The 12,203-nt window shown below is 72.8% G+C and carries 10 protein-coding genes and 1 riboswitch; of the genes, 4 read left to right on the top strand and 6 right to left on the bottom strand.

Translation table 11 applies throughout. The features are described from left to right. Positions 1-44: 44 nt before the first annotated feature. A complete protein-coding gene (locus tag Plo01_RS34210) occupies positions 45-2,546 on the bottom strand; it encodes a mannose-1-phosphate guanyltransferase (RefSeq protein ID WP_203894906.1) in 2,502 nt (833 codons plus the stop codon). 10 nt (positions 2,547-2,556) lie between these two features. Then, complete coding sequence (clsA, locus tag Plo01_RS34205) at positions 2,557-3,147, bottom strand: cardiolipin synthase ClsA (protein ID WP_203894905.1); 591 nt, start codon at positions 3,145-3,147, stop codon at positions 2,557-2,559. A gap of 109 nt (positions 3,148-3,256) precedes the next feature. Further along, positions 3,257-3,369, top strand: a riboswitch (TPP riboswitch). Here clsA and thiC point away from each other — a divergent pair. Then, entirely contained in the window at positions 3,362-5,116 is a 1,755-nt protein-coding gene (gene thiC, locus Plo01_RS34200) for a phosphomethylpyrimidine synthase ThiC (RefSeq protein WP_203894904.1), read from the top strand. It overlaps the preceding riboswitch by 8 nt. A gap of 52 nt (positions 5,117-5,168) precedes the next feature. On the opposite strand, the gene Plo01_RS34195 is transcribed toward thiC, so the two are convergent. The 3 genes from Plo01_RS34195 to Plo01_RS34185 all read right to left on the bottom strand — a co-directional run bounded on the left by Plo01_RS34195 (position 5,169) and on the right by Plo01_RS34185 (position 8,115). Then, a complete protein-coding gene (locus Plo01_RS34195) occupies positions 5,169-5,597 on the bottom strand; it encodes a hypothetical protein (protein ID WP_203894903.1) in 429 nt (142 codons plus the stop codon). A 68-nt stretch (positions 5,598-5,665) separates the two neighbouring features. Further along, positions 5,666-6,367, bottom strand: a complete 702-nt coding sequence (locus Plo01_RS34190) for a response regulator (RefSeq protein WP_203894902.1) — start codon at positions 6,365-6,367, stop codon at positions 5,666-5,668. Further along, on the bottom strand, positions 6,364-8,115 hold the full coding sequence (locus Plo01_RS34185) for a sensor histidine kinase (RefSeq protein WP_239317621.1): 1,752 nt from the start codon (positions 8,113-8,115) through the stop codon (positions 6,364-6,366). The genes Plo01_RS34190 and Plo01_RS34185 overlap by 4 nt, the downstream gene beginning before the upstream one ends. A 291-nt stretch (positions 8,116-8,406) precedes the next feature. Here Plo01_RS34185 and Plo01_RS34180 point away from each other — a divergent pair, with 291 nt between their 5' ends. From Plo01_RS34180 to Plo01_RS34170, 3 genes are all read left to right on the top strand, one after another. Next, positions 8,407-8,997 (top strand): class I SAM-dependent methyltransferase, encoded by a 591-nt coding sequence (locus Plo01_RS34180; protein WP_203894900.1) that lies wholly within the window; start codon positions 8,407-8,409, stop codon positions 8,995-8,997. Between the two features lie 108 nt (positions 8,998-9,105). Continuing rightward, positions 9,106-10,302 carry an acyl-CoA dehydrogenase family protein gene (locus tag Plo01_RS34175; protein ID WP_239317619.1) on the top strand — a complete coding sequence of 399 codons (1,197 nt, stop codon included), beginning with the start codon at positions 9,106-9,108 and terminating at the stop codon, positions 10,300-10,302. Positions 10,303-10,370: 68 nt separating this feature from the next. Further along, complete coding sequence (locus tag Plo01_RS34170; protein WP_203894899.1) at positions 10,371-10,787, top strand: SRPBCC family protein; 417 nt, start codon at positions 10,371-10,373, stop codon at positions 10,785-10,787. Positions 10,788-10,799: 12 nt separating this feature from the next. On the opposite strand, the gene Plo01_RS34165 is transcribed toward Plo01_RS34170, so the two are convergent. Further along, entirely contained in the window at positions 10,800-12,173 is a 1,374-nt protein-coding gene (locus tag Plo01_RS34165; protein WP_203894898.1) for an APC family permease, read from the bottom strand. Between the last annotated feature and the right edge of the window lie 30 nt (positions 12,174-12,203).

The following is a 12,203-nucleotide window of genomic DNA, read 5'->3' as shown; positions in this document are numbered from 1 at the left end:
GCGGCCGTCGTCACGTCCTCACCCGTCGCCATGAGCCCGGGGACTCAGGTGCCGGCGGCGTCCTCCACGACCTGGGCCCAGCGTTCGAGGAGGGCCTGGGCGGAGTCCGCGTCGGAGGCCTCCGCCCACAGATGGGTGACGGCCTCGGCGGGGTCGGGCAGCACCAGCGCCCAGCTTCCGTCGTCGGCGACGACCCGCACGCCGTCCGTGGTGTCGATCCGGTAGCCCTCGGCGGCCTCGATGACCGACCGCATCACCGCCCCCTTGGCCGCCCAGGGCGTCGGCACCGTACGGCGCAGCAGCCTGGCCGCCGGGATCCTGGCGTCGATCTGGCTGAGCGAGAGCCTGGTCCTGGCGACCAGCCCCAGCAGGCGCAGGAACACCGCCAGCCCGTCCACCGCGGGCCCGAACTCCGGCACGATGAACCCGCCGCGCCCGTCCCCGGCGAAGACCATGTCCTGCCCCCGCGAGGCGGAGGTGAGCGCGTCGATCGCGGTGGAGGTCCACTCGACCTGGACGCCGTGGAACCGGCAGACCTGCTCGGCCACGCGGGTGGTGGTCACCGGCAGCGCCACCCGGCCGCCCCGGCGCTCGGCCGCGACGAGGTCCAGCACGACCAGCAGGGCGCGTTCCTCGCTGATCAGCTGGCCCGCCTCGTTGACCAGCGCGACCCGCTCCCCCACCGGGTCGAACCGCACCCCGAACGCCGCCCTGGAGGAGCTGACGAGCTCCGACAGGCGCTGCAGGTCGCGGCGGCGCTCGGCGAAGGTCTCGGTGGGCGAGGCCTCGTCCAGGCGGTTGTTGACGGTCAGCACGTCCACCCCGACCCGGCCGAGGAGGCTCGGCAGCACCAGCGCCGAAGTGCCGCCCGCGCAGTCGACCACGACCTTCATGTCGGCGTCGCGCACCCCGCTCATGTTCACGCAGCGCAGCAGCTCGTTCGTGTAGTCCTCGATCACCCGCGGGGGGAAGCTGAGCTCGGCGATCTCACCGGGGAAGGCGCGGCGGAACTCCTGGCGGGAGAAGACCCGCTCCAGCCTCCGCTGGGCGGACTGGGACAGGTCGGCGCCGCTCTCGTCCATGAAGACGATGTCCACGCTCTGCGGGTCGCCGGAGGTGGTGCGCAGGGCGATCCCGCCGACGGCCCTGTCCTTGGCGGTGTGGAAGCGGGAGACCGGCAGCGGGACGGCCTCCAGGTCGAGCACGTCGATGGCGCTGGCGTTCAGGGCGCTGATCACGGCCCGTTTCAGGGCCCGGGCGGCCCGGGAGGAGTCACGGGAGGTGACGACCGAGGTGCCCTTCTTCAGGGTGGTGGCGTAGGCGCTGGCCAGCCGTACGCACAGCTCGGGAGTGATCTCCACGTTGACCAGCCCGGAGACGCCGCGCGGGCCGAACAGGTTGCGCTGCCCCCGGGACTCCCAGATGACGCTGGTGTTGACCAGCGCCCCGGCCTCGACGGTCTTGAACGGGTAGATCTTGACTCCGGAGGAGACGTACGCCTCGGCCTCGATGATGCACTCGTCCCCGACGACGGCGTTCTCCTCGACCCGGGCGCCCGTCATCAGGTCGGTGTTCTTGCCGATCACGCAGCCGCGCAGGTTGGTGCTCGGCCCGACGTAGACGTTGTCGTGGACGACGGCGCGGTGCAGGAAGGCGCCCTCGCGGACCACCACGTTGCTGCCGAGCACGGTGTACTCCCGCAGCTCGGCCCCCGCCTCGACCTTGGCGTAGTCGCCGACGTAGAGGGGGCCCTTGAGGATCGCGTCGGGGTCCACCACGGCGCCCTCGGCCACCCAGACGCCGGGTGAGAGCTCGAAGGCCCCGATGTCCACCTTGACCCGGCCGGACAGCACGTCGGCCTGGACCCTCAGGTAGCTCTCGTGGGTGCCGACGTCCTCCCAGTAGCCGTCGGCCACGTAGCCGAAGAGCGCGGCGCCCCGCTCCAGCAGCTTCGGGAACACGTCCGCCGACCAGTCGACCGGCCCGGCGGCGGTGACCTCGTCGAGGACTTCGGGCTCCATCACGTAGACGCCGGTGTTGACCGTGTCGGAGAAGACCTGGCCCCAGGTGGGCTTCTCCAGGAACCGCTCCACCCGGCCCTGCTCGTCCACGATGACGATGCCGAACTCCAGCGGGTTGGGCACGCGTTTGAGCCCGATGGTGACCAGGGCGCCGTTCTCCCGATGGAAGTCGATCATGTCGGTCAGGTCGATGTCGGTGAGCGCGTCGCCGGAGATGACCAGGAAGGGCTCGTCGCGGAGACGGTCGGCGGCGTTCTTGACGCTCCCGGCGGTGCCGAGCGGCCTCTCCTCCGTGGCGTAGTACAGGTTCATGCCGAGCTCGTCGCCGTCGCCGAAGTAGTTGCGGACCAGGGCGGCCAGGAACTGCACGGTCACCACGGTCTCGGTGAACCCGTGCCGTTTCAGCAGGCGCAGCACATGCTCCATGATCGGCCGGTTGACCACTGGGAGCAGGGGCTTGGGCTGGTTCGCGGTCATCGGCCGGAGCCGCGTCCCCTCACCGCCCGCCATCACGACGGCCTTCACAAATCACCTCTTACGGCGTTTTGGCTCCTTTAAGGAGTTGCCGCACCTGTACCCAATACAGCACCCCGGACCACCAGTACAGCCCGACGCCCCAGATCGCCAGCGACCAGCCGACGATCCGGGCCGGGTCGCCGTACCACGCGTCGTGGTGGGCCAGGAAGAGAAGGGGGAAGGAGTAGAGCAGGTTGGCCGTGGCGGCCTTGCCCATGAAGTGCACCGGGAGCGCCGGGCCGTACCCGAGGCGGCGCAGGATCGGCGGGATGCCGAGGAGCATCACGTCCCGGAGCGGGATGATCAGTGCCAGCCACCAGGGGATGATGTCGCGCAGGGCCAGACCGAGCAGGGTGGCCAGGATGTAGAGCCGGTCGGCCAGCGGGTCGAGCAGCCTGCCGAGCTTGCTGGTCTGGTTCCACGCCCTGGCGAGCTTGCCGTCGAGCCAGTCGGAGAACCCGGCGAGCATCAGCAGCGCGACCGCCCAGCCGTCGGCCTTCGGGCCCAGCACGAGCCAGAGGAAGGCCGGCACGCCGAGAAGCCTGGCCAGGCTCAGCGCGTTGGGAACCGTCCAGATCCGATCCTCGGCCCCCGGCACTTCCACATTCACCCGTTTGTCTCCCTCCCGTACCTGATAGTGACACTACTGCGTTGATGGCGACGCCAACGCGTCGCGGCTCGGGGGGTGGTGATCGGGTGGGGGACGCGCTATGGTTTCCGCCGACCAACGCGGGAGCCCGGAGAACCGGGCTGAGAGGACGGCTGTGACAGCCGCCGACCGCCAGAACCTGCTCCGGATAATGCCGGCGAAGGGAGTTTGCGCGATGTCTGACGCGCGTCCGTCCAGCTCCAAGATCTACCAGGGTGACCTGCGCGTCCCCATGCGCGAAGTGCGGCTGAGCAACGGGGAGTCGGTCACGCTCTACGACACCTCGGGGCCCTACACCGATCCGGCCGTGACCGTCGACATCACCCGCGGCCTGCCGCGCCTGCGCGAGGACTGGATCCTCGACCGCGGCGACGTCGCGCGGTACGGCGGCCGCCCGGCCCGGCCCGCCGACGACGGCTACCGGGACCAGGAGTCGTGGGCGCGCGACCTGCGCTCCCTCGACGCGGTCTTCACCGGCGGCGACCACAGGCCGCTGCGCGCGGCCGGGGCGCCGGTGACCCAGCTCGCCTACGCGCGGCGCGGCCTGGTCACCGCCGAGATGGAGTTCGTCGCGCTCCGCGAGGGCGTGACGCCGGAGTTCGTCCGCGACGAGGTGGCCGCCGGACGGGCGATCATCCCGGCCAACGTCAACCACCCGGAGAGCGAGCCGATGATCATCGGCCGCAACTTCCTCGTGAAGATCAACGCCAACATCGGCAACTCGGCCGTGACCTCCACCATCGAGGAGGAGGTGGACAAGATGACGTGGGCGATCCGGTGGGGCGCCGACACCGTCATGGACCTGTCCACCGGGCGCAACATCCACACCACCCGCGAATGGATCATCCGCAACTCCCCGGTGCCGATCGGGACCGTCCCGATCTATCAGGCGCTGGAGAAGGTGAACGGGCGGCCCGAGGAGTTGTCCTGGGAGGTCTACCGCGACACCCTGATCGAGCAGTGCGAGCAGGGCGTGGACTACTTCACCGTGCACGCCGGGGTGCGCCTGGCGCATGTGCCGCTGACCGCGCGGCGCAGGACGGGCATCGTCTCACGGGGTGGATCGATCATGGCGGCCTGGTGCCTGGCCCACCACCGCGAGAGCTTCCTCTACGAGCACTTCGCCGACATCTGCGAGATCATGGCCGCCTACGACGTGGCCTTCTCCCTCGGCGACGGCCTGCGCCCGGGGTCGATCGCCGACGCCAACGACGAGGCCCAGTTCGCCGAGCTGCGGACGCTGGGCGAGCTGACGAAGATCGCGCACGCGCACGACGTCCAGGTCATGATCGAGGGCCCCGGCCACGTCCCCATGCACAAGATCAAGGAGAACGTGGACCTGCAGCGCGAGCTCTGCGACGACGCGCCGTTCTACACCCTCGGCCCGCTGACGACCGACATCGCCCCCGGCTACGACCACATCACCTCGGCCATCGGCGCGGCGATGATCGGCTGGTACGGCACCGCCATGCTCTGTTACGTCACCCCCAAGGAGCACCTGGGGCTGCCGAACCGGGACGACGTGAAGGCCGGCGTGATCACCTACAAGATCGCGGCGCACGCGGCCGACCTCGCCAAGGGGCACCCGGGCGCGCAGGCCCGGGACGACGCGCTGTCCGACGCCCGGTTCGAGTTCCGCTGGGAGGACCAGTTCGACCTCTCCCTCGACCCGGACACCGCCCGGTCCTTCCACGACGAGACGCTGCCCGCCGCCCCGGCCAAGACCGCGCACTTCTGCTCCATGTGCGGTCCGAAGTTCTGCTCGATGAAGATCAGCAGGGACATCGCCGGCACGTACGGCGCCGCCATGGGCCTGCCCGACGCCGAGTTCGAGGGCGGGATCGAGGCCGGGATCGAGGCGGGCCTGCGGTCCAAGGCGGAGGAGTTCGCCGCCGGCGGCAACCGCATCTACCTGCCCCTGGCCGACTGACCCGGCCGCCGGGCGCCGGGGTCCCTTCCGCGGGCCCCGGCCTCCGGGACTCTCAGGAGCGGCGCACGGCGGCGCGGGGCGACCAGGCCCAGATGAGCACGGCCACGGTGAGCCCGAACAGGGTCAGGCCGCTGGGCACGTGGGTGCCCAGCATCTCCCAGCTGAAGTGCTGGCCCATGCCGATCAGGAACAGGCCCAGGCTGGCGAGCGCGGGCCAGCCCGCGCCGCGGCCCGGCCGCCAGACGAGCACGGCGGCCACGATCTGCAGCAGGGCGATCAGGTGCACCACCATGCCCGCCCACACGTGGGTGTCGGACAGGGACTGATCGCCGTTGACGGCCTGGCCGGCGAACGAGGCCGCGACGATCAGCCCGGCCGCCTGGGCGACGACCAGGATGCGCAGGCCGTACAGGAGCCCGGTGGAGACGGGGCGGCCCTGTCCGGCGGAACCTGCGGAACCTGCGGTGACGACCTCCTGCATGGGACGTGTCCTTCCTTGCGGTGAGCGTTGGGAGCACACATCGTGTCCGCCGGCGGCCCGCCGCGTCGTCAGCCTGCGGGCTGACCCGCCGGTCCGCCCCTCGGGGGATTCCGCACCGGCCGGAACCCCGCGTCGACCAGCCCGATCCGGTGGGCGACCACCGCCGCCTGGATTCGGTTTCGCAGTCCCAGCTTGTCCATGGCGGTGGAGACGTGGGTCTTGACGGTGGTCACGCCGACGTGCAGGGCGTCGGCGATCTCGGCGTTGGACAGCCCCGTCCCGACCAGGGCCAGCACCTCCAGCTCCCGCTCGGTGAGCCGGGCCGGGACGCGCGGGGTCTCCTGCTCCTCCGCCGCCAGGGCCCGCTCCACCACGCGGCGCAGCACCGAGGGGGCGAGCAGCGGCTCCCCGGACGCGGCCCGGCGCACGGCGTCGACCATCCGCTCCGGTTCGTCGTCCTTGACCAGGAAGCCGATCGCCCCGGCGCGCAGGGCGGCGTAGACGTTCTCGTCCTCGGCGAAGGTGGTGAGGATCACGATCCGCGCGGCGGGCCAGGCGCCGAGGATCCGCCGGGACGCCTCCAGCCCGTCCATCACGGGCATGCGCAGGTCCATCAGCAGCACGTCGGGACGGAGCCGTTCCGCCAGCTGCAGGGCCTGCGACCCGTCGACCGCCTCGCCGCACACCTCCATCTCCCCGGCGGCCTCCAGCAGCATCCGCACGCCCGCGCGGACCAGGGCCTGGTCGTCGGCGATGACGACCCGGATCACCGGAGCCCCTCCACCGGCCGCTCGGTCCCCGGCTGGTCGCACGTCCTCACGACGTCTCCTCTCATGTCCCCCTTGTCCCCCTTCTCTTCCTCCCGCCGCCGGGGCAGGATCCTGCGCTGCAGCGTCATGCCGCACGACTGGCCGGCGCGCTCCAGCGGGAGCGTCGCGGCCAGCCGCCAGCCGCCGGCCCCGTCGGGACCGGCGGACAGGTCCCCGCCCAGCGCCCGGGCGCGCTCGCGCATGCCCGCGATGCCCTGTCCCGAGGAGGGCAGCGCGTCGCGGGGCCCGGCCGGGGACGGGGTGCCCGAACCGGACGCGTCGCCGGGCGGCGGGCCGCTGGACACGTCCACCTCGAGCGCGTCCCCGGTCACCCTCAGCTCCACCACCGCGGGGGTGCCCGGCCCTGAGTGCTTGAGCACGTTGGTCAGGCCCTCCTGGACGATCCTGGCGGCCGAGGCGCGGGTCACCAGGGGGACGAGCTCGGCCTCGGGGGCGGCGCGGAGCTCGACGTCGAGACCGGCGGCGTTCATCCGTTCCACCGCGTCGCGGACCACCGCCTCGGGGGCGGCGACGGGCAGGTGGGCCAGTTCCGGGTCGCGGAGCACGTAGAGCAGGCCGCGCAGGTCCTCCAGGACCTGGTGCCCGGTCGTGCGGATGTCGGAGAGCGCCTCGGCGACCGGTCCCGACGGCGCGGCGTACTGGGCGGCGCCGGCCCGCAGCACCATGGCGCCGACGTGGTGGGCGACGATGTCGTGGACGTCGCGGGCGATCCGCTCGCGCTCGGCCAGCAGGTCGGCCCGGGCGCGCTCGGCGGACAGCTGCCTGGCCTCCTCGGCCATGGCCAGTTGCAGGTCGGCCGCGTCCTTGCGGACGCCGACGTAGCGGCCGATGATGATCGGCGCGGCCACCATGGCCAGCAGCGCGGCGACCCGGGTCGGGGTCACCTCCGACAGCTTGTCGCCGACGATGTTCAGCGCGGTCACCCCGACGGCCAGGAGGTAGGCGACGGCGGTCCAGGACCACGAGGCGCGCGTGGCGAACACGCCGAGGGTCACCAGGAAGAGCCCCTGGAGCGAGTTCGCGGCGAAGCCCGCGTCCTGACCGGCCAGGAGCACCAGCACGCCCTGCAGGGCGAACGCCGTGCCCGGCAGCCTGCGGACCAGCCCGGCGGTGAGCCCGCAGCCGATCACGAACCAGCCCACCGCCCAGACGGGCCACGGGCCGTCGTTCCACTTCGTCCAGGTGTCCAGGACCATGAAGGCCACCCCGCCGCCGGCCAGGAGCAGGTCGAGGGCGGGCCAGCGCCCGACGTCGCCCACGGGCTCGATGGGGTTGCGCAGGTAGCGGCCGACGATGACGGGGACGGCGACCATCCCGACCGGGAAGTACCAGAAGCCGGTCGTGAACGCGGTCCCCGGGTCGGCGAGGTTGACGGCGGTGGCGGCCCCCGCCAGCACCGCTCCGGGAACGATCCACCTCCAGGGGCCGCGGTAGGCGAGGATTCCCACGGCGACCGGGAGCAGGGTCTGCACCGTGTCGGCGGCGAAGCTGCCGAACCGGTCGCACAGGAGCAGCAGGCCCGACTGGTAGAGGCAGACCGCCAGGGGCGCGTGCCGGACGAACCCCATCGGGATCCCGGCGAGCAGCGACAGGCCCAGCACGAGCGGCCAGGGCGCGGACCCGCCGGTCTTCCCCGAGATGACCAGGCCGAGGCCGATCCCGGCGAACGCCAGGAAACCCCCGGGCACCGGACGCGATCTCGTCCCCCGGTCCGCGGTCCCCGCCGAGCTCCGGTCGTCGGACCGTGCCGGTGCCTCCGGGCGCTCCCGGCCGGAGGGCGGCAGGGGGGACCGTAATTGACCGGAAGGCGGCACGGGCGGCGCGCCCGACGCCGGATCGCGGGACTTCATAGGCGAAAGGTATCCCGGCTCGCGTGGGCCTCCCTCCTTCCCCGGGAGGGGTCGGCCTCCTCCTAGTGGCCGGAAGATCGGCCATACGGCTGGGTCATAACCAGGAAAAGAGACCTTAACCTTCACTCCATGACCAACGACACCACGCTCTTCCTGGGGCAATGGATGCGCGCCCCCGGGACCATCGGGGCGGTGGCGCCGAGCTCGCGCAAGCTCGCCGAGATGGTGACCGCTCCGATCCCCCAGCGGGGCGAGCCCGTGATCGTGGAGCTCGGTCCCGGCACGGGAGCGTTCACCGCCGAGATCCAGCGGCGCCTGCGCGGGCGGGGGCGCCATCTCGCGGTCGAGATCAACCCGAAGCTGGCGGACTTCCTGTCCGCCCGCCACCCGCGGGTGGACGTCACGGTCGCCGACGCGGTGAAACTGCCGCAGCTGCTCTGGGAGCGCGGCCTCGACCGGGCCGACGTGATCGTGAGCGGGCTCCCCTGGGCCGCTTTCTCCGGCGAGACGCAGACCTCCCTGCTGGACGCGGTGACCGCGGTCCTGGGCCCGAACGCCGCGTTCACCACCTTCGCCTACAGCTTCGCCAAGCCGTTCCCCCCGGCGCGGCGCTTCCGGCAGCGCATGCGCGACACCTTCGAGGAGGTCGTCACGGGCCGCACGGTGTGGGGCAACCTTCCCCCGGCCTTCGTCTACCACGCGCGCCGGCCCCGCCCGTAGGCCCGCCGGGCGGGATCCCCGGGAGGGACGGGCGGAGCCCGGCGGAAACCCCGCCCGAACCCTCGCCCCGCGACCGAACTTCATTCTATTATTGCGCACGCAACGAGAATGGAGTTGATCACGGTGGACTTCACGCTTCCGGAGAGCGCCCTCGCCGTCCAGCGCGGCATAGCTGATATCTGTTCACGCTACGACCTGGACTACTGGCAGCGTTGCGAGACCGACAAGCGCTGGCCGGAAGAGGTGTGGGCGGAGCTGGCCAAGGGGGGCTGGCTGGGCCTGGCCGTCCCCGAGGAGTACGGCGGCGGCGGGCAGGGGCTGCTCGAACTGGCCGTGGCCACCGAGACCCTCTCCGCCTCCGGCTCCGCCGGAGGATCGGCGTTCACCTACGTCCTCACCCCCGGTTTCGGCGCGATGACCCTGGCCCGGCACGGGAGCGACCGCCAGCGCGCGGAGCTGCTGCCCAAGCTCGCCACCGGCGAGGTCGAGACCTGCTTCGCCCTGACCGAGCCGGACGCCGGCTCCAACGCGCTGGGCATCTCCACCTCCGCCCGGCGCGACGGCGACGAGTACGTCGTCAAGGGCCAGAAGATCTGGATCACCGGCGTGCAGCGCGCCACCTGGATGCTCCTGGTCACCCGCACCGTCCCGGCCGCCGAGGCCAAGCCCCGCACCCACGGCATGACCGTCTTCCTGGTGAACGTGCCCGAGGCGGTGGCCGCCGGCCGGCTCTCCTTCCAGCCGATCCCCAAGATGGGCGCCAACACCACCCCGTCGAACATGGTCTTCATCGACGACCTGCGCGTGCCGGCCGCCAACGTCGTCGGCGAGGTCGACGGGGGCGCCGCGGTGCTGTGGGACATCCTCAACCCCGAGCGCATCCTGCTGGCCGCCTCCGCCCTCGGCGGCGCCGAGGTGGCGCTGAAGGTGGCCGTGCAGTACGCCAAGGAGCGCGAGGTCTTCGGCCGCCCGATCGGCGCCAACCAGGCCATCGCCTTCCCCCTCGCCCAGGTCAAGGCCAAGATCGAGCTGGCCAGGCTGATGCTCTACAAGGCCGCCTGGCTCTTCGACAACCAGCGGCCGTGCGGCACCGAGGCCAACATCGCCAAGCTGACCGCCTCCCAGGCGGCCTGGGAGGCGGCCGACCACGCCTTCCAGACCCACGGCGGCATGGCCTACTCGCTGGAGTATCCGGTCGCCCGCCTGCTGGCCGACGCCCGCATCGGCAAGGTCGCCCCGGTCACCGAGGAACTGCTGCTCAACTATCTCGCCACCCAGGTGCTCGGGCTGCCCCGGAGCTTCTGAGCCGATTGCGTCGCGGACCCGGCGGGCGGACCATGGGCTGGTCCGGAAGCGAATGCGAAGGAGCGTCCATGTCCGCCTACGCCAGCACCGTGATCAACGCACCGGCCGACGAGGTCTGGGACTACCTGCGGGACTTCGGCAACCTCGCGGAGTGGCTGCCCGGCCTCACCAGCTGCGAGATCGAGGGGGGCGGGACCGCCGAGCCCGGCGCGATCCGCCGCGTCGAGGGCGCCGGCGGCCTGTTCCGGGAACGGCTGCTCGTCCTCGACGACTCCTCCCGGACGGCGACCTACGAGATCCTCGAGTGCCCGCTGCCGGTCCGCAACTACCGGGCCACCTACCGGGTCGCGCCGGTCACCGACAGCGGGCAGTCCTTCGTCGAGTGGTCGGCCGCCTTCGAGACCGACGACGAGGCGAGGATGACCAAGATCTTCACTCGCGGCATCTTCGAGCCCGGCCTGGCGGCCCTGCGCAAACTCTTCTGACGTTCCCGCCGGTCACCTCCGTCCCCCGCGGGAGATCAGCATGCCGCCCGCCGCCAGCCCGGCGGGCACCAGCAGGTACGGCCCGCAGGCGGCGAGCAGCACCGCGGTGAAGGCCGTGGCCACGACGGCGATCCGGCGTCCGGTCCCGGACAGCAGCCGGGCCGCCGCGGCGACGCCCACCGCGGTGACCGCCGCCAGGCAGGCCGAGGTGGCCCGCATGAGCGGGTCCAGCCCGATCCCGGAGGTCACCGCCGCAACGGTCAGGGCGCCGGAGAGCACGGCCAGCAGGGCGAGGCTGCGGTGCGGCACCTGGCCGGGGGCCGCGCCCCGGGCCAGGGGGGCGGGCAGGGCCCCGTCGCGCGCCAGCGCGGCGCCGAGCCGGGCGCCCCCGGCGATGTAGGTGTTGATCGCGCCGAAGCTCAGCAGCACCGCCGCCCCGGCGGTGACCGGCCCGGCCAGGCTCCCCGCGCCCTCCTGGAGGAGCAGCGCCAGCGGGACCGGCGAGGTGGCCGCCCGGGGACCGAGCACGCCGACGGTGGCCACGGCCAGCCCCAGGTAGAGCACGCCGACGACCGCCAGGGTGAGGACCGTGGCGCGGACCAGGTGACGGCGGGGGTCGGCGAACTCGGCCGACAGGTGGCTGGCCGCCTCCCAGCCGACGAAGGCGAAGAACAGCACCCCGGCGGCCCGGGCGACGCCTTCCCAGCCGTGCGGGGCGAACGGCGTGAAGTTGCCGGGCCGTACGGCGGGCAGGGCCGCCGCGACGGCGGCGACCAGGAGCGCGGCGAGCAGGGCGGCCAGGAGCAGTTGCGCCCCTCCGGAGAAGCGCAGCCCGGCGTGGTTGGCGGCGAACGCCGCGGCCAGCAGCCCGCAGGTGAGCGCCACCGCCCCGGTGCCGCCCAGCCCCAGGGCGGAGGCGACGTACCCGGCTCCGATCATGGCTCCGGCCGGCACCCCGACCGGGATGGCGAAGTAGAACCACCAGCCGGTCACCGCCGCCGTCCGGGGGCCGAAGGCCCGCGCGGCGAACGTCGCCGCCCCGCCGCCGTCGGGGAAGCGCCCGCCCATCGCGGCGAAGGTCAGCCCGACCGGCACGCTGAGCGCCAGCAGCGCGGCCCACGCCACGATCGAGGCCGGTCCGGCGGCGGCCGCGGCCAGGTGCGGCAGGGCGAGGACGCCGGGTCCGAGCACCCCTCCCAGCAGCAGCGCCGTCCCCTGCCCCGTCCCGAGCCGGGCGCCCGGCGCGGGGGATCCTCCGGTGCCCGCTCCCCCGCTCCCGGCCCCGGACTCCGCGGCCCCCGATCCCGTGGCGGCCCCGCCCTCGGCTCCCCCCCGGCACTCCCCGGGGGAGGCCGTCCCGGACCACCCGGTTCCCTGACCGCTCACTGCCCTCGGCATCGGCTACCCGCTCTCACA

Origin of the sequence: Planobispora longispora (assembly GCF_016863135.1) — a bacterium.
Taxonomy (GTDB): domain Bacteria; phylum Actinomycetota; class Actinomycetes; order Streptosporangiales; family Streptosporangiaceae; genus Planobispora; species Planobispora longispora.
Note: the sequence above shows the minus strand (reverse complement) of the source record. Positions and strands in the feature narration are given on the sequence as shown.

What these genes read in the sequence shown, in the direction of transcription:
- thiC (WP_203894904.1), top strand. Translation starts at nt 3,362, where the DNA reads ATGTCTGACGCGCGTCCGTCCAGCTCCAAGATCTACCAGGGTGACCTG.
- Plo01_RS34195 (WP_203894903.1), bottom strand. Translation starts at nt 5,597, where the DNA reads ATGCAGGAGGTCGTCACCGCAGGTTCCGCAGGTTCCGCCGGACAGGGC.
- Plo01_RS34180 (WP_203894900.1), top strand. Translation starts at nt 8,407, where the DNA reads ATGACCAACGACACCACGCTCTTCCTGGGGCAATGGATGCGCGCCCCC.
- Plo01_RS34175 (WP_239317619.1), top strand. Translation starts at nt 9,106, where the DNA reads ATGGAGTTGATCACGGTGGACTTCACGCTTCCGGAGAGCGCCCTCGCC.
- Plo01_RS34170 (WP_203894899.1), top strand. Translation starts at nt 10,371, where the DNA reads ATGTCCGCCTACGCCAGCACCGTGATCAACGCACCGGCCGACGAGGTC.